The sequence below is a fragment of the Rhodococcus sp. DT1 genome, assembly GCF_049844875.1.
GTDB lineage: Bacteria > Actinomycetota > Actinomycetes > Mycobacteriales > Mycobacteriaceae > Rhodococcus.
This window is the reverse complement of sequence record NZ_JBNCLW010000009.1, coordinates 18,275-35,085: the sequence shown is the minus strand read 5'-3', so window position 1 is coordinate 35,085 and position 16,811 is coordinate 18,275. Positions and strand designations below refer to the sequence as shown.

13 protein-coding genes are annotated in these 16,811 nt (G+C 66.6%); 7 read left to right on the top strand and 6 right to left on the bottom strand.

The features are described 5' to 3' along the window. The first annotated feature begins 242 nt into the window (after nt 1-242). The 3 genes from ACLQ3J_RS20315 to ACLQ3J_RS20305 all read left to right on the top strand — a co-directional run bounded on the left by ACLQ3J_RS20315 (nt 243) and on the right by ACLQ3J_RS20305 (nt 2,682). Nucleotides 243-881 (top strand): hypothetical protein, encoded by a 639-nt coding sequence (locus ACLQ3J_RS20315; protein WP_425904253.1) that lies wholly within the window; start codon nt 243-245, stop codon nt 879-881. A gap of 106 nt (nt 882-987) precedes the next feature. Further along, the gene (locus ACLQ3J_RS20310; protein ID WP_425904252.1) at nt 988-1,836 is read left to right on the top strand and encodes an RDD family protein; all 849 of its coding nucleotides are present in this window, start codon (nt 988-990) and stop codon (nt 1,834-1,836) included. 96 nt (nt 1,837-1,932) lie between these two features. Next, on the top strand, nt 1,933-2,682 hold the full coding sequence (locus tag ACLQ3J_RS20305) for a queuosine precursor transporter (RefSeq protein WP_296550172.1): 750 nt from the start codon (nt 1,933-1,935) through the stop codon (nt 2,680-2,682). On the opposite strand, the gene tgt is transcribed toward ACLQ3J_RS20305, so the two are convergent. Both tgt and ACLQ3J_RS20295 read right to left on the bottom strand, forming a co-directional pair. Beyond that, nucleotides 2,655-3,947 carry a tRNA guanosine(34) transglycosylase Tgt gene (gene tgt, locus ACLQ3J_RS20300; protein WP_296550174.1) on the bottom strand — a complete coding sequence of 431 codons (1,293 nt, stop codon included), beginning with the start codon at nt 3,945-3,947 and terminating at the stop codon, nt 2,655-2,657. The two genes, ACLQ3J_RS20305 and tgt, sit on opposite strands and share 28 nt — an antisense overlap. 69 nt (nt 3,948-4,016) lie before the next feature. Next, nucleotides 4,017-6,716: a cation-translocating P-type ATPase gene (locus ACLQ3J_RS20295; RefSeq protein WP_425904251.1), complete on the bottom strand. Its 2,700-nt coding sequence runs from the start codon at nt 6,714-6,716 to the stop codon at nt 4,017-4,019. Between the two features lie 131 nt (nt 6,717-6,847). Between ACLQ3J_RS20295 and ACLQ3J_RS20290 the strand changes: the two genes are divergently transcribed. From ACLQ3J_RS20290 to ACLQ3J_RS20280, 3 genes are read left to right on the top strand one after another with little or no spacing between them, the layout of a single operon-like run. Further along, nucleotides 6,848-7,267, top strand: coding sequence for a pyridoxamine 5'-phosphate oxidase family protein (locus tag ACLQ3J_RS20290; protein ID WP_425904250.1), 420 nt, complete (start codon nt 6,848-6,850; stop codon nt 7,265-7,267). A gap of 40 nt (nt 7,268-7,307) precedes the next feature. After that, nucleotides 7,308-8,225, top strand: coding sequence for a cation diffusion facilitator family transporter (locus ACLQ3J_RS20285; RefSeq protein ID WP_425904249.1), 918 nt, complete (start codon nt 7,308-7,310; stop codon nt 8,223-8,225). Between the two features lie 20 nt (nt 8,226-8,245). Next, nucleotides 8,246-9,130 (top strand): aldo/keto reductase, encoded by an 885-nt coding sequence (locus tag ACLQ3J_RS20280; protein ID WP_425904248.1) that lies wholly within the window; start codon nt 8,246-8,248, stop codon nt 9,128-9,130. A gap of 16 nt (nt 9,131-9,146) precedes the next feature. Here the strand turns inward: ACLQ3J_RS20280 and ACLQ3J_RS20275 are convergent, their stop codons facing one another. Continuing rightward, nucleotides 9,147-9,752, bottom strand: coding sequence for a LysE/ArgO family amino acid transporter (locus ACLQ3J_RS20275; protein WP_169622548.1), 606 nt, complete (start codon nt 9,750-9,752; stop codon nt 9,147-9,149). A gap of 72 nt (nt 9,753-9,824) precedes the next feature. On the opposite strand from ACLQ3J_RS20275, the gene ACLQ3J_RS20270 reads away from it, so the two are divergent. Then, entirely contained in the window at nt 9,825-10,706 is an 882-nt protein-coding gene (locus ACLQ3J_RS20270) for a LysR family transcriptional regulator ArgP (RefSeq protein WP_169622547.1), read from the top strand. A gap of 18 nt (nt 10,707-10,724) precedes the next feature. Here the strand turns inward: ACLQ3J_RS20270 and ACLQ3J_RS20265 are convergent, their stop codons facing one another. The 3 genes from ACLQ3J_RS20265 to ACLQ3J_RS20255 all read right to left on the bottom strand — a co-directional run bounded on the left by ACLQ3J_RS20265 (nt 10,725) and on the right by ACLQ3J_RS20255 (nt 16,799). Next, nucleotides 10,725-12,611 carry an ABC transporter ATP-binding protein gene (locus ACLQ3J_RS20265; RefSeq protein WP_169622546.1) on the bottom strand — a complete coding sequence of 629 codons (1,887 nt, stop codon included), beginning with the start codon at nt 12,609-12,611 and terminating at the stop codon, nt 10,725-10,727. Further along, nucleotides 12,608-14,335: an ABC transporter ATP-binding protein gene (locus tag ACLQ3J_RS20260; RefSeq protein ID WP_425904247.1), complete on the bottom strand. Its 1,728-nt coding sequence runs from the start codon at nt 14,333-14,335 to the stop codon at nt 12,608-12,610. Before ACLQ3J_RS20260 ends, ACLQ3J_RS20265 begins: the two co-directional genes overlap by 4 nt. Nucleotides 14,336-14,456: 121 nt before the next feature. Beyond that, nucleotides 14,457-16,799 (bottom strand): MMPL family transporter, encoded by a 2,343-nt coding sequence (locus ACLQ3J_RS20255; protein ID WP_425904246.1) that lies wholly within the window; start codon nt 16,797-16,799, stop codon nt 14,457-14,459. Nucleotides 16,800-16,811 lie beyond the last annotated feature (12 nt).

Below are 16,811 nucleotides of genomic sequence, written 5' to 3'. Positions count from 1 at the left end.
ACTACCCGCCCCCGGGCGGATATCCTCCACCTCCGTCGGGAGGCGACTATCCCCCGCCCGGCAGCTATCCCCCTCCCGGCGGTAACTACCCACCCCCACCCGGCGGAAACTATCCACCCCCGGGCGGATACCCGCCCCCTCCCGGCGGTAACTACCCGCCCCCACCCGGTGGGAATTACCCGCCCCCTCCCGGCGGGTTCGGTTCGGAAGGCTTCGGAGCGCCTGGACCCACCCGGCTGAGCGTGGGCGACGCGATCTCCTTCGGCTGGCGCAAATTCAGCGCGAATCCAGGTGTCTGGATCGTGCTGGTCGTCATCGCCTTCGTCATCCAGGCCCTGATCAACGGAATCTTCAACGGTTTCGACTACACGCAGGACTCCGACAACATCTCGTTCACCACCGCCTTCTCCGCCACGAACCTGATCGGCACGTTGGTCACCGCAGTGGTCGGCTATCTCATCGAGGCCGCATTCGTGCGCGGAGCACTCAGCGAGGTCGACGGCCGGAAGCCCGCGTTCGGGACGTTCCTGCAGGTCGGCCCGATCGGCGCGGTCATTCTGACCGGCTTGCTCGTCGGGATCGGCACCTCGGTGGGTCTCGTACTGTGCATCCTGCCCGGACTGGTCTTCGCGTTCCTGACGTGGTGGGCGATGCCCTTCGTCGTCGACCGGAACCAAGACGCGATCACGGCCATCAAATCCAGTTTCACTGCGATCAAATCCAATGCGGGCACGCTGATCCTGCTGGCGCTGGCGCTGATCGGTATCAACATCCTCGGTGCGTTGCTCTGTGGTCTCGGACTTCTCGTCAGCATTCCGGTCTCGATCATCGCGTCGACGTATGCCTACCGGATCACCACGGGAGGTCCGGTCGTCGCCTGAACGCGCTCGTCTTCTGCCCGTCCGTTACACATCGCTACACCGCTGTCGATGCGCCACGGTTACGTTGTACCGTGGCGCGTTGCCATGCCGAACGACAAGGAGTCATATGACCACCGGTGGATACCCACCCCCTTCGCAGGACCCGCGCAAGCACAGCGGCTACCCGGGTGCTCCCTCGCACGGTGACCAGCCGTACGGCAGCCAGCCCGCCGATTACACCCAGCAGTTCCAGAACCCGATCCAGTCCGGGTACAACCCGAACGACCCGTCGCAGGGCGGGCAGTACGGGGCGCCCCAGTACGGCGCGCCTCAGTACGGGCAGCAGCCCGGCGCTCAGCAGCACGGCGCCGGTGCCACGCAGTACGGGGCTCCCCAGTACGGAGCACCCCAGTACGGAGCACCGCAGCAGGGCGGCCCCCAGTACGGGGCTCCCCACAACGAGCCGTACGGCGCCACGCAGTACGGCGCGCCCGGTTTCCCGCCCGCGCCCGGAGCCGGATTCGGCCCCACTCGGCCGGGGGAACTCCTGCCCCGTCTCGGTGCCCGCATCATCGACGCCCTGATCGTCGGCATCCCTATGGCGATTCTCACGAGCATCGTCGTGTTCGGGAGCGACAGCGGGTTCATGGCGTTCGTCATGTCGGTGCTCTCGGGCGTCGCGGCGTTCGCGTACTGGACCTACTTCGAGTCGACCAAGGGCGCCACGATCGGCAAGAAGCTGCTCGGTCTGTCGGTCGTCGGCCCCGGCGGCGGACTCCCGACCCGCGAAGAGGCCGCGAAGCGCAACGCCTTTGTCGCGCTACAGATTCTCAGCGGTATCCCGTTCCTCGGCTGGCTCGTCAGCCTGGCGTCCTTCGTCGCATGGATCGGTATCGCCGTGACCATCGAGCAGGACAGTGGCAAGCAGGGCTTCCACGACAAGTTCGCCGGTGGCACGCGGGTCGTCAAGTCCTGACGCCGCACTCTGCGAAGCGGGCCCCGTCCTCCAGGACGGGGCCCGCTGCCGTTGAACAACTTCGCGATCATCGTCGCGTGATGCTTGGATGGCCGGGTGACACAGCACGAAACGAGTTCCCCGTCATCCACCACGCATCACGCGGCATTCGCCAGCGTGGGGCGCAGTTCCTACCCGGGGATCGTCGTCCTGTTCACCGCGGTGTTGATGATCTCCAACATCTGCGCGACGAAGGGCATCGCGTTCTTCGGTGACGCCGAGGTCTCGCTCGGTCCGCTGCAGGTCCTGCCGATCATCACCGACGGCGGGTTCTTCCTGTTCCCGCTCGCCTACATCCTCGGCGACGTGCTCAGTGAGGTGTACGGGTTCGCGGCGACCCGCCGGGCCGTGCTGTACGGGTTCGGTGCCGTGGCGCTGTCCGCACTCTGCTTCTGGGTTGCCCAGTCGCTTCCTGCCGCGGAGTTCTACGCCAACCAGGAGTCGTTCGAGGCCGTTCTCGGGGTGGTGCCGAGGATGCTGCTCGCGGGCCTGGCGGGCTACGTCGTCGGCCAGTTGCTCAACTCGTACATCCTGGTGCGGATCAAGGAGCGCACGCAGGAGAAGCATCTGTGGGCGCGCCTGATCGGGTCGACGGTGGTCGGCGAATTCGCCGACACCCTCGTGTTCTGCTCCATCGCGGCCGGCGCGATCGGCATCACCACGTGGAGTGACTTCGCCAACTTCGTGATCGTCGGCTTCCTCTGGAAGACCCTGATCGAGGTCGTGCTCCTGCCGGTCACCTACCGCGTGATCGCGTACGTGAAGAAGCGCGAGCCGACCTACGCGCCGGCGTCGGACTCCGCCTGACGCTTCTTCGCGTAGAACCGGCCGAGGGTTTCGGCCTTGTGCTCCTCGAAGTAGCCGCCTTCGATGCTCAACCGGATCTCGTCGACGAGGCGCACCGTGAACCGTTCGTTGTGGATGGTGCACAACGTGGACGCGAGCATCTCCTTCGCCTTGAACAGGTGGTGGATGTACGCCCGGGTGTAGTGGGTGCACGTGTAGCAATCGCAGTTCTCGTCGATCGGGGTGAAGTCGCGGCGGAACCGGCTGGTGTTGATGTTGAACCGGCCGTCCGGGTGGTAGATCGCCGCATTGCGCGCCACCCGCGACGGATTGACACAGTCGAAGGTGTCGGCACCGTGCTCGATCGCGACGAAGACGTCGTCGGGCTCGCTGATACCGAGCATGTGCCGCGGCTTGGCGTCGGGAAGTTCCTCACAGCACCAGCGCACGATCGTGCCGAGGTTGTGCTTCTCGAGCGCGCCGCCGATTCCGTATCCGTCGAAGCCCCGGCCCGACTCCCCCACGATCGATTCGAGGCCACGGCACGCCTGCCGGCGAAGGTCCTCGTACTGCGCTCCCTGCACGACACCGAAAAGGGCCTGGTAGGGACGGTGCGAGCGCTCAGCGGTGAGCTTCTCGTGCTCGGCGACGCAGCGCACCGCCCACGCCTGGGTACGTTCGATCGAGCGTTCCTGATAGCCGCGCGTGTTCATCAATGTCGTCAACTCGTCGAACGCGAACATGATGTCGGCGCCGAGTTGGTGCTGGATCTGCATCGACACCTCGGGAGTGAACCGGTGCCGCGATCCGTCCAGGTGGGATTTGAAGGTGACGCCGTCGTCGTCGACCCGGGCCAGCCGTTCCTTGCCATGCGCGATGACATCGTCGTTCTGGACGCCGACCGCCTCCATGGCGATGACCTTCTTGAATCCCACGCCGAGCGACATGACCTGGAAGCCGCCGCTGTCGGTGAACGTCGGGCCGTCCCAGTTCATGAACTTGCCGAGCCCCCCGGCCTCGTCGACGATGTCCGATCCCGGCTGCAGGTAGAGGTGGTAGGCGTTCGCCAGCAGCGCCTGCGCACCCAGGTCCTTCATCGCCTCGGGCAGAACCGCCTTGACCGTCGCCTTGGTCCCCACACCGATGAACGCAGGCGTACGGATGTCGCCGTGCGGGGTGTGGATGGTGCCGGTGCGGCCCAGTCCGTTGTCGAGTCGGGCCCCGACGGTGAAGAAGGGGTCGGGCGGAACCGGTAGCGCGGAATCGGTACTGCGAAGGACACTCACCCGACGATTGTGGCAGGTCACCGCTACCTCCTCGACGACCGCCCGGCACTCGGCCGGCCGAGGCGGCGTTCAGTCCCGACGACGGGCACGCGCGATCGCCTTCCCGATTTCGTCCACCCACAACACCACCGAACCGACCGCGATCGCGAGCATCCACTGGGGTGCGGTCAGGGCGGTGGTATCGAACAGACCCTGCAGGAAGCTCGTCTGCACCACGCAGACCTGCAGCACGATCACGACGACGATCGCGATCCAGATGGTGTGGTTGGTCAGCGTCTGCAGCGAGAACACCGATCCGACGTTCGAGCGCACGTTGAAGAGGTTGAAGACCTGGAAGAACACGAACGTGGTGAACGCGAGCGTCGTGGCGAACAGCGGATCGCCCGCACTGTCGGGGAACAAGTCCGGTCCGAAGCGCAGCACTGCGAGGGTGCCGACGGCCATCACGATGCCCAGGCCCAGGATCCGCTGAATCCGCGACCGGGTGAGCAACGCTTCCTTGGCCGGCCGCGGGGGCCGCTTCATCGCGTCCGGTTCCGTCCGGTCCACGCCGAGGGCGAGGGCGGGCGGGCCGTCCATGATGATGTTGACCCACAGGATCTGCAGCGCGGTGAACGGGGCGCCGCCCGCGAGCCCGAGCGCACCGGCCGCGAGGAAGATCAAGACGAATCCCCACGCGGTGGTCAACTGGAACTTCACGAATTTGACGATGTTGTCGTAGATGCCGCGTCCTTCGGCGACGGCAGCGACGATCGTGGCGAAGTTGTCGTCGGTGAGGATCATGTTCGCGGCGCCCTTGGACACGTCGGTGCCGGTGATGCCCATCGCGACGCCGATGTCGGCCTGTTCGAGCGCGGGCGCGTCGTTCACGCCGTCACCCGTCATCGCGACGATCTGCCCGTCTGCCTGCAGGGCCTTGACGTACCGGATCTTGTGTTCGGGTGCCACCCGCGCGAGCACACCGAACCCTTCGGCCCGGGCACGCAACTCCTCGTCGTCGAGGGCATCGAGGTCTGCGCCCGACGCGGCGTTCCCGCCGATTCCGAGTTGTGCCGCGATTGCGGATGCCGTGACCAAGTGGTCGCCGGTGATCATGTGCACCGCGATACCCGCCTCGTGTGCCACCTCGATCGCCGCTTTCGCCTCCGTCCGCGGCGGATCCACGATGCCCACCACCGCATAGATCGTGAGGTCGGATACGAGTGCCTGGAGCGCATCCGAATCCCCACGCGGCACCGCGTCGAGGTCGCGTCCGGCGATCACCAGCGTTCGCAACCCCTCGCCGGCGAGTCCGTCGACGGCGTCGCGGATCTTCCGGCGCGCCGCGTCGTCGAGCGGTATCGTCCCGTCCGCGCCCTGCGCGGTGGATGCGCGCTCGAGCAGCGCACCCGGCGCCCCCTTGGCGAAACAACGGAACCCGCCGTCGGGCAGAGCGTGAAAAGTCGCCATGTACTTGTAGGCCGAGTCGAACGGGACCTCGGCTATCCGGGTGAGTGCGGCGCGCGCACCGTCGACGTCGATCCCGCCCTTCTCGGCCAGCACGACGAGCGCACCCTCGGTCGGATCTCCGACGAGCACACCGTCGTTGACCGTGGCGTCGTTGCACAGCCCCATACCGAGCAACGCGTCGGTGAGATCAGGGGCCGGCTGACCGTCGCCGACGAGGATCTTCCCGTCCGTCCCGTAGCCGGAACCGGTGACACGGAACGTGCGGCCGCGTATCAGCAGACGTTGCACCGTCATCTCGTTGAGAGTGAGCGTTCCGGTTTTGTCGGTGGCGATGTGCGACGTGCTGCCCAGCGTCTCGACTGCCGCGAGTTGCTTCACGATCGCTCCGCGGGCCGCGAGGCGGGAAGCTCCCATGGCGAGGGTGAACGCGACCACCGCCGTGAGCCCCTCGGGGATGGTCGCGACAGCCAGCGAAACCGCGGTGACGAGCAGGTCCGACCACGTCTGCCCCCGCAGCAGACCGAGAACGAAGACGAGCGCGACGGTGACGATCGCGACGATGGTCAGCGTCTGGGCGAGCTGGCCGATCCGGCGCTGCAGCGGAGTCTGTTCCACGCCTGCGCTACCGAGAAGGGTGGCGATGGCGCCCATTTCGGTGGCCATGCCCGTCGCGGTCACGACCATTTCCGCGCGGCCGCGCGTGACCTCGGTGTTCATGAACAACATGTCGGTGCGGTCGCCGAGCGGGGCGTCCGGGGCATCCACCGGGTCGATCGACTTGTCCACGGGGTGCGATTCGCCGGTGAGCGCGGCCTCGGCCACCTGCAGTCGCACGGCATGGACGAGACGGCCGTCGGCGGGCACCGAGTCGCCGGATTCGAGCAGGACGATGTCGCCGGGGACGAGTTGCTCCCGGGGCAGCGACTGTTCGCGGCCGTCGCGACGCACCCGCGTTGTGGACACGGACATCTTCTTCAGCGCCTGCAGGCTGTTCTCCGCCCGCGATTCCTGCACGAAGTTCAGCACGGTGTTGAGCGCGATCACCGCGAAGATGACGACGGGGGTTTCCCATTCCCGGGACACCACCGCGCTCACGACCGCGGCGACGACCAGCACCAGGGTCATCTTGTCGGCGAGCAGCGAGAGCACTTTGCGCCAGGCGGGAGTGCCCGCCGTCTCGGCGATCAGGTTGGGCCCGTGCTCCGCCAGTCGTTGCTCCACGTCGGCGGTGGAGAGCCCTCGTTGTGTGTCGACGCCCAGCGCGCCGGCCACCTCGGGAGCCGTAGCGGTGTGCCAGGGCTGCGCGGTTGCCACCTGCATGACGGCTCCTCGGTGTCGGAAATCGGTCGGTTCTCACCGTACTGTGAGCAGACAGTCACGGGGTTCGAGTGCACCCGTCCGGCGTTCGTGGTGAGCTAGGGGAAAGACTCATCGAGTTCGAGGAGTGTGCCGTGAGCGACAGCCCGAATACCGGCGAACCCACCACCGTTCTGAGCGACGAGGAAAGCTGGGAACTGCTCGCGACCGAGAAGGTCGGCCGTCTCGTCGTCGTGGTGGACGGCTATCCGGAGATCTATCCGGTCAACTACGCGGTGCGCGACCGGAAGGTGTACTTCCGCAGCGCAGAAGGCAGCAAACTCGCGGAACTGACCGTGTATCCCCAGGTGGCGTTCCAGGTCGACCACATCGAGGCGAACGACGCATGGAGCGTCGTGATCCACGCTCGCGCCCATATCCTTCAGCACTTCAGCGACGTGCAGGCCGTCGACGCACTGGGCCTGACCCCCTGGGTTCCGGATTCGAAGTTCAACTACGTCGAATTGATCGCCTCCGAAACCGCCGGCCGAAGGTTCTCCCTGGTCGAGCACTGATCACTGGTCGAACACGGACTTCTGGTCGAACAACGCCCTCATGACACACCCGGACGAGAACCGCCTCCTGATGCGGTTCATGCTGCTGTCGGTGGCGGCCGCGCTGGTCACCATCGCGATGAAAGTGGCCGCGGCCTGGCTCACGGGGTCGGTGGGCCTGCTGTCCGACGCGCTCGAGTCGGGGGTCAACCTCGTCGCGGCGGTGGTCGGCCTGATCGCACTGCGGGTCGCTGCCAAGCCTGCCGACTACAACCACCAGTTCGGCCACGGCAAAGCCGAGTACCTGTCGGCGGCCGTCGAAGGAACCATGATCTTCGTCGCGGCCACCGCGATCCTGTGGTCCTCGGTGGACCGCCTGGTGCATCCGCAACCGGTGGAGCAGCCCGGTATCGGTCTCGCGTTGTCCACCGCCGCGTCCGTGGTCAACCTTGCCGTGGGTCTCGCTCTCATCCGGGCGGGCCGGCGGCACCGCTCGATCACGCTCGTCGCCGACGGCAATCACCTGCTGACCGATGTGTGGACCTCGGTAGGTGTGCTCGCCGGTGTCGGACTCGTCGTACTCACCGGATGGGACGTGCTCGATCCCGTCGTGGCAATCCTCGTGGCAGTCAACATCCTGCGCATCGGGTACGGGCTGGTGAAGCAGTCCGTCATCGGCATGCTCGACGTCGTGCTCCCCCCGGAGGATGTCGCCGCGGTCGATGCGGTCCTCGAGCGGTACCGGCAAGGCGGTTCCATCGTGATCCTTCCGCCGCGCACCCGGCAGTCCGGACGGCAGCGCTTCGTGTACCTGACCGTGCGTGTGCCGGGTGACTGGACGGTCCGGGCGGGCCACGATCTGCTCGACCGGCTCGAAGCCGATCTCCGTGATGCTCTGCCCGGAACAACGGTCTTCACGCATCTCGAACCGATCCGGCCGGCTGTGGCGGTTTCGGCAGACGAACCCCGGAGACGGTGACGGGCGCCTAGCGTGGAGTGATGGGCACACCGCTGATCACCTTGAACAACGGAGTCACCATCCCCGCGCTGGGCTTCGGTGTCTTCCAGACCCCACCCGAGCAGACCGTCGCGGCGGTGGCCACCGCATTGGACATCGGCTACCGGCACATCGATACCGCCGCCGCGTATCTGAACGAGCGCGAAGTGGGTCAGGCCGTCGCCCGGTCCTCGGTCGACCGGTCCGATGTCTTCCTCGAGACCAAGGTCTGGATCACCGATTACGGATACGACGCGACCTTGCATTCGTTCGACAAGAGCGCCGCGAAACTGGGTGTCGAGCAGATCGATCTGCTCATCCTGCACCAAGCGCTGCCCGGGGAGTTCGACCTCACCCTCGCCGCCTACAAGGCGCTCGAGACACTGCTCGCGGACGGCAAGGTGCGTGCCATCGGAGTCAGCAACTTCATGCCGGACCATCTCGACCGGCTCATGGAGGCGACCTCGATCGTCCCGGCGATCAACCAGATCGAAGTGCATCCCTACTTCCGCCAGTCCGCTGTGCTCGAAGCCGATGCCGAGAACGGCACAGTCTCGCAGGCGTGGTCACCGATCGGAGGAATCACCTTCTATCGGAACGGATCTCACGGATCCACCCTGGACGACCCCGTCATCGGCGGTATCGCTCGGGCACACGACAAGACCCCGGCTCAGGTGATGTTGCGGTGGCATCTGCAGCAGGGGCGCCAGGTCATCCCGAAATCGGTGACCCCGTCGCGGATCGCCGAGAACTTCCATGTCTTCGACTTCGATCTCACCGCGGACGAACTCGCGGCGATCGACGACCTCGACACCGGAGTGCGGGGCGGACCCGAACCCGAAGCCATCACCCGCGAAAACTTCGGACTCGACATTCCCGAACCCTGAGTCCGGTGGCCGGTCGCTACGTTCCTGCCGTCACGAGCCCTGCGCCGAGTCCGAGCATGAGCACCGCGACGCCACCGTCGAGAAAACGCCACGAGTTCGGTTTCGCGAACCATCGCTGGAGGTGCCGGGCGCCGTAACCGAGCGCGCCGAACCAGACCGCGCTCGCGACGATCGCGCCGACACCGAACCACCACCTGCCCGGGTTGCCGTAGTGGTTCGCCACCGATCCGAGCATGAGGACCGTGTCGAGATAGGTGTGGGGATTGAGCCAGGTCAGGGCGAGACACGTGGCCAGGGCCGCCCCGATGGTGACGGCGCCACCGGGCGCGGCCGCAAGCGCCGCCGGACGCAGGGCACGCCGCGCGGCAAGCAGTCCGTAGACGATCAGGAACGCCGCTCCGGCCCAGCGGATCACGTCCACTGCTCCGGGCGCATGGTCCAGCAGGGTGGAGATACCGGCGATGCCGGCGGTGATGAGTATCGCGTCGGAGATCGCACAGACGGCGATGACGGGCAGCACGTGCCGGCGCGCGATGGCCATTCGCAACACGAAGGCGTTCTGCGCGCCGATCGCAACGATGAGGGACATGCCCATGCCGAATCCGGCGACGACGAGATGCATGCCGTCCACCGTAGGAATCCAAGACTATGAAGAACAGGTGATTTTTCTTCAGTACCATTAGAGTTGCTTCATATGGACGTCGACTTCGCACAACTGCGCACATTCGCCGCCGTACTCGACGAAGGCACGTTCGACGGTGCGGCCGCAGTCCTGCGCATCACGCCGTCGGCGGTGAGCCAGCGGATCAAAGCGCTCGAACACCATGTGGGCCAGGTGTTGTTGCGGCGCACCCGCCCCGTGACGGCCACCACCGCCGGCGAGGCGATCATGCGACTGGCCCGGCAGGTCTCACGCCTCGAGGAAGACACCGAGGATGCACTCGGGCTCGCACCCGGTGACGACAATCACGTCACGATGTCCCTCGTCGTCAACGCCGACTCCATGTCGACGTGGATGTTGCGCGCACTCGCCCGCATGCCGGAACGGCACCGCGCGCTGTTCGAGTTGCACCGCGAGGACGAGTTCCATTCCACCGAACTGCTGCGGGACGGCACCGCGATGGCTGCGGTGACCTCGGTACCCGAACCGGTCCAGGGCTGCACCTCCGAAAAGCTCGGTGCCATGCGGTATTACGCCATGGCGAGCATCGACTTCGCCGAACACTGGTTTCCCGACGGGACCACCCCTGCCGCCCTGCGCGTTGCACCGATGCTCAGCTTCGACCGCAAGGACGACATGCAGGACCGCGCATTGCGCAGGGTGACACGCGCGCGACTCGAACCGCCCCGCAACTATGTCCCGGGCGCCCTCGAGTTCGTCGACGCGGTCCGCCTCGGCCTGGGCTGGGGCATGCTGCCCGAACCCATGCTCACCGACACGACGGGCATGGTCCGCCTCGACCCCGGCCGGCCGTTCGATGTGCCGCTGTACTGGCAGCGATGGAAACTGGAATCGCCGGTTCTCGACTCGCTCACCGAGGCTGTACGACGCACCGCCCGGGAAGTCCTGCGGTAGCGGGATTCGGGCGAGATCTCAGTCGACCAGCACCTTGAACTGGGCGTCGTAGAGGCGCGCGTACGCACCGCCCGCCTCGAGCAACCCGTGGTGCGTGCCCTGCTCGACGATACGTCCGTCCTCCATCACCACGATCCGGTCGGCATCCCGGATCGTCGAAAGCCGGTGTGCGATGACGAAACTCGTCCGTTCGTCGCGCAACCGGGCGGTCGCCTGCTGGACGAGCAGTTCGGTGCGGGTGTCCACGGAACTGGTCGCCTCGTCGAGAATGAGGATCGACGGCTTCGCGACGAACGCGCGAGCGATCGTGACGAGCTGGCGTTCACCGGCGCTGAGGCTGCCGTTCTCCTCGTCGAGCACCGTGTCGTAGCCGTCGGGCAGCGCGCGCACGAAGCGATCGACGTAGCTCATCCGCGCGGCCGACATGATCTGGTTCTCGGTGGCGTGTGGGTTGCCGTACGCGATGTTCTCGCGGATCGTGCCGCCGAAGAGCCAGGTGTCCTGGAGGACGATTCCGATGCGCGAGCGCAGTTCCTCCCGCGACATCCGGGTGATGTCCACCCCGTCGACGAGGATGCGGCCCGAGTTCACTTCGTAGAAACGGAGAATGAGATTGATGAGGGTGGTCTTGCCGGCGCCCGTGGGCCCGACGATCGCGATCATCTGACCGGGCTCGACGCGCAGCGACAGGTCCTCGATCAGCGGGCGATCCGGCACGTACGAGAAGGAGACGTGCTCGAACTCGACGAGACCGTGACGGCTCCACGGCATCGTGGGTGCCGGGGGTTCCGGCTCCTCCTCCGGTTCGTCGAGCACCGCGAATACCCGCTCGGCCGACGCCGACGCCGACTGCAGCAGATTGACCATCGCGCCGATCTGGGCGAGAGGCTGCACCAGTTGTCGTGAGTACTGGATCAAGGCCTGGATCTCGCCGAGGGTGGCGGTACCCGAGGCGACACGCAACCCGCCGAGAACGGCGATCACGACATAGCCCACGTTCCCGAGGAACGTCACGAGCGGCATCACCAGGCCCGAGACGAATTGCGCTCGGTACGACGCCTGATAGAGCGATTCGTTGGTCTCGGTGAAACGCTTCTGGACCTCCGCGGTGCGGCCGTACGCGGTGATGAGCTCGTGGCCGGTGAACGCTTCCTCGATCTGCCCGTTCAGTGTGCCCGTCGCCTCCCACTGCGACGCGAAATGCTTGCGGGAGCGGCGCGCGACGATCACCGTCGCGAGCACCGACGCCGGAACGGTGAGGATCGCCACGACCGCGAGCACCGGCGAGATGAACAGCATCATCACGACGAGCCCGATGAGCGTGAGCACCGCCAGCACCAGCTGCGAAATGGATTCCTGCATACCCGCCGACACGTTGTCGATGTCGTTGGTGACGCGACTGAGCATGTCGCCGCGCGAATGGGTGTCGAAGTATCTCAGGGGCAGCCGGTGAATCTTGCGTTCCACCCGCGACCGCATGTCGCGCACGACGCGCTGCACGATCTCGTTGAGACCGTACGCAGCCATCCAGATCAGGCCCGACGACAACAGGTACAGCGCGAGCACGATCACGAGGATCCGGCCGAGATTCCCGAAATCGATCCCGACACCCGGCACGACATTCATGCCGGACACCATGTCGGCGAACTGGTCTCGTCCCTCCGCCCGCAGCCCCGCGACCGCCTCTTCCTTGGACACGCCGGCGGGGAGTTGCTTTCCGATCACACCGTTGAAGATCACGTCGGTGCCGCGACCGAGAACGAACGGGGCGATCGACACGCTCACGACACCGAGCACTGCGGCGAGGAACACCGAGTAGACGGCGTATCGGTGCGGGTGCAGCATCCCGAGGACACGGGCGACGGTGCGAATGCGCGACGGCGCGCTCTCCTCCGGGGTGGTCATACCGACGCCATCCTCTGGGACTCGACGATCTCGACGTACGTGGGGCAGCGACCGAGGAGACCGAGGTGCGTACCCACGTCGACCATCGTGCCGTTGTCGAGCACCACGATGCGGTCGGCGTCCTGCACCGTCGACACGCGCTGGGCGACGATCAGCACACACGCATCGCGGGTTTCCGGCTCGAGGGCCGCACGCAACCGGCTGTCCGTGGCCGGGTCCAGCGCCGAGAACGCGTCGTCGAACAGGTAGATGGACGGACGGCGAACCAGCGCGCGGGCGATCGCGAGGCGCTGTCGCTGCCCACCCGAGACGGTCGTGCCGCCCTGCGAGATCTCGGTGTTCAGCCCGTCCGACGTGGCCCGGACGAAGTCCGCGGCTTGCGCTATCTCCAGGGCGCGCCACAATTCGTCGTCGGTGGCGTCGGACCGTCCGTAGCGCAGGTTGTCCGCGATGGTGCCCGAGAACAGATACGCCTTCTGCGGCACCACGGCGATCCGGGAGCGCAGCACCTCGGTATCGAGCGTGCGGATGTCGGTGCCGGCGACGAGCACCTGACCTTCCGTTGCATCGATCAACCGCGGCAGCAGGCGCATCAACGTGCTCTTTCCGGACCCGGTACCGCCGATGACGGCGGTGGTGGTGCCGGGCTCGGCGCGGAACGAGATGTCGCGGAGCACCGGTGCGTCGGCGCCGGGATAGGAGAATCCCGCCGCGCGGAACTCCACGGAGACGCGGGCAGGGAGTTGCCGGACCGGTTCGGGCGGCGATGCGACCGTGGGTTCGGTGTCGAGCACCTCGAGCAGGCGTTCCGCGCACACCGTGGCGCGCGGCGCCATGATGGCGATGAACGAGGCCATGAGCACCGCCATGAGGATCTGTGCGACATAGGTGATCATCGCGGTGATCGAACCGATCTGCATCTGACCGGCGTCGATGCGCCGGCCACCGACCCACAGCACGGCGACGGTGCTGGCGTTCGCGATCAGCAGGACCGCCGGATACAGCAGGGAGTTGACCCGTCCGACGCGCAGCGCAGTCGCGGTGAGGTCGTCGTTCGCCCGCTCGAAGCGGGCGCGTTCGGTGTCGTCGCGAACGAAGGCCCGCACCACCCTGATGCCGGTGATCTGTTCGCGAAGGACCCTGTTCACCCCGTCGATGCGTTTCTGCATCACCCGGAAACCGGGGAGCATGAGCAGGATCAGCGCCACCATGGTGAAGACGAGTGCCGGTACCGCTACGACGAGAACCAGCGATGTTCCGGGGTCTTCGCGCAACGCCATGATGATGCCGCCGACGGCCATGATCGGAGAAGTCACGACGATGGTGCAGGTCATGAGGACGAGCATTTGGACCTGCTGCACGTCGTTGGTGTTGCGGGTGATCAGCGACGCCGCGCCGAAGGTGCCGAACTCCCGCGCCGAGAACTCGCCGACACGCCGCACGATCGCCAGCCGGACGTCCCGGCCGAACGACATGGCGGCCCGCGCGGCGAAGTACACCGCGCCGATCGCGGCGCTGATCTCGACGGCGCTGATGGCCAGCATCACCAGGCCGGTACGCATGATGAAATCGACGTCCCCGGCCGCCACGCCCTCGTCGATGATGTCGGCGTTGAGGCTCGGCAGGAGCAGCATCCCGCCCGTCGCGACAAGCTGGAGCAGCACCACTGCGGCAAGCGCGCCCTTGTATGGCGCGAGAAACCGCCGCAACAGCTGTATCAGCATGGGCAACACGCTACCTGCGTGGCGCGACGATCCCGGATTGCGGAGCCCTGCCCGGGACCGGTCACCGCGGAACCGGCCGAGCGGCCACCGGCACGAATACCGGTGACCGCCGACCGGGTCGTCACACCCGGGCCGTTTCTGTCTCCGTCTCCGGCTCGCCGGCGGCGAGTTCGCGAGTGAGCTTCTCGCCCTCCACGTCGACGTTCGGGAGGATCTTGTCGAGCCACTTCGGCAGCCACCACGCCTTGTCGCCGAGCAGCGCCATCACCGCCGGGATGATGACCATGCGCACGATGAAGGCGTCGAAGAACACGGCGACGGCGAGCGCGAAGCCCATCGATTTGATCAGCGAGTTCGGTTCCGCGATGAAGGCCGCGAACACCGAGATCATGATGACCGCCGCCGCACTGACGACGCGGGCGCCGTGGCCGAAGCCGGACACCACAGCATCCTTCGCCGACGCGCCGTGCACGAACTCCTCGCGCATGCGGGTCACCAGGAACACCTGGTAGTCCATCGCCAAGCCGAAGACGACACCGATCAGGAAGATCGGCATGAAGCTCACGATGGGTTGCGGGTTGGAGATGAGCCCGCCCCAGCCTTCCTGGAACACCGCCACGGTGGCACCGAACGTCGCGAGCACACTGAGCAGGAAGCCGAGCGTCGCGGTGAGCGGCACGAGGATGGAACGGAACACCAGCATGAGCAGGATGAATGCGAGTCCGACCACCACGGCGAGGTACGGAACCAGAGCGTTCTGGAGGCTCTCGGACACGTCGCCTTCCAGCGCCGTCTGCCCGGTGATGCCGTACGAGACTCCGTACTCGTCCTGCAGCCGGGACTCGTCGTCACGGATGGACGAGACGAGATCCATGGTCGCTTCGTCGCTCGGACCGCTGCGCGGCGTGACGAGGATCTGCGCGGTGTCACCGGCCTCGTTCACCGACACGATCTGCGCGTTGACGACCTCGTCGTGTTCGGACAGCGACGCGACGACCGCACCGAACGCTGCGGTTGCGTCCACGTCGGCTTCACGGGCGTCCGCGACGACGACGAGCGGGCCGTTGCGTCCCGGGCCGAAGCCTTCGTCGATCAGGTCGTAGGCCTGGCGTGCGCTCGTTGCGGGGTCCCCGGTCGCTTCGCTCGGCAGCGCGAGTCGCAGGCCGGTCGCGGGAAGGGCGAGCACGCCGAGCAGCACCACACCCGCGACGAGCGGAACGAGCGGGCGGCGCACGAGCGCGGCGGCAAACTTCGGAGCGGCACCGGGCTTGTCGTCGTCACCCGCACCGGCCTTGAGGCCGGGGATGCGTCCCGCGAAGGCCTTCTCACCGAAGAGCGAGAGGACGGCGGGGAGCAGGGTGATGGCGATGAGCACGGCCATGAAGACGGTGAAGGCAGCCGCGTATCCCATCGCGGAGAGGAACGGGATACCCACGACTTGCAGGGCTGCGAGCGCGATGATGACTGTCAGACCCGCGAACACGACCGCCGAACCGGCGGTGCCCACAGCGCGACCTGCCGCTTCGGCACGGTCGCTGGTGACGGTGAGTTCGTGCCGGAAGCGCGAGACGATGAACAACGAGTAGTCGATCGCGACCGCGAGACCGATCATGATCGCGAGGGTCGGCGTCATCGAGCTGAGGTCGGTGAAGCCGGTCGCGATGGTGATGCCCATGCTGCCGATGCCGATGCCGACCAGGGCGGTGATGAGCGGCAGACCGGCCGCGACCAGGGAACCGAACGTCAAGGCGAGCACGATCGCGGCAATGCCGATGCCGACGAGTTCCGCGGTACCTCCCGGGAGTTCGACCGCGCTGGCAGCGGTCCCGCTGACCTCCACGGTCAAGCCGGCGTCGCGGCCGATGTCCGCTGCGGCCGCGATCTGGTCACGCATGGTGTCGTCGACGTCGCTCATCTCGCCCGTGAAGGGGACGGTGACGAAGCCGACCGTGCGGTCGGAGCTCAACGGCGACAGTGCGGCGGCGTTCGCGAGAGCGGCGTCCTCGGGCAGTCCCTGTTCCGCACCGGCAGCCTTCATCTGTTCGACGAGGCCGGCGTCGGCGAGTACCGGGTTGGCCAGTACACCGGCCTGCTCCTCGGGCGTCGCGGTCGCCGGATCCACCTTGGCCGGCGGCGCCACACGGTCGATGTCGCGCACTGCGGCGAGCACGTCGTCGATGGCCTGCATGTTGGCGGGCTCGTCGAGCGTTTGCCCGTCGGGGGCGGCGAACACATACCGGGCACTGAGCTGATTCATCGGATCTTCGGCCGACGGGAAGCGTTCGGCCATCAGGTCCTGTGTCTTCTGCGCGGGGGTACCGGGCAGAGAGAAGGAATCGGTGGTCGGACCCGACAGCGTCGCGGCACCGACACCGAACAGGACGAGGATCGCCAGCCAGAAGGAGAGAACCGTGCCTTTTCGCCGGTAGGCGAACTTGCCGATCCGATATAGGTAGGTCGCCACGAGGCACCCTTT

Bases quoted from the DNA above. Each gene is read 5' to 3' on its own strand.
- ACLQ3J_RS20285 (WP_425904249.1), top strand. From the start codon at position 7,308: ATGACACACCCGGACGAGAACCGCCTCCTGATGCGGTTCATGCTGCTG.
- ACLQ3J_RS20275 (WP_169622548.1), bottom strand. From the start codon at position 9,752: ATGCATCTCGTCGTCGCCGGATTCGGCATGGGCATGTCCCTCATCGTT.
- ACLQ3J_RS20260 (WP_425904247.1), bottom strand. From the start codon at position 14,335: ATGCTGATACAGCTGTTGCGGCGGTTTCTCGCGCCATACAAGGGCGCG.
- ACLQ3J_RS20295 (WP_425904251.1), bottom strand. From the start codon at position 6,716: ATGCAGGTGGCAACCGCGCAGCCCTGGCACACCGCTACGGCTCCCGAG.
- ACLQ3J_RS20280 (WP_425904248.1), top strand. From the start codon at position 8,246: ATGGGCACACCGCTGATCACCTTGAACAACGGAGTCACCATCCCCGCG.
- ACLQ3J_RS20310 (WP_425904252.1), top strand. From the start codon at position 988: ATGACCACCGGTGGATACCCACCCCCTTCGCAGGACCCGCGCAAGCAC.
- ACLQ3J_RS20270 (WP_169622547.1), top strand. From the start codon at position 9,825: ATGGACGTCGACTTCGCACAACTGCGCACATTCGCCGCCGTACTCGAC.
- ACLQ3J_RS20265 (WP_169622546.1), bottom strand. From the start codon at position 12,611: ATGACCACCCCGGAGGAGAGCGCGCCGTCGCGCATTCGCACCGTCGCC.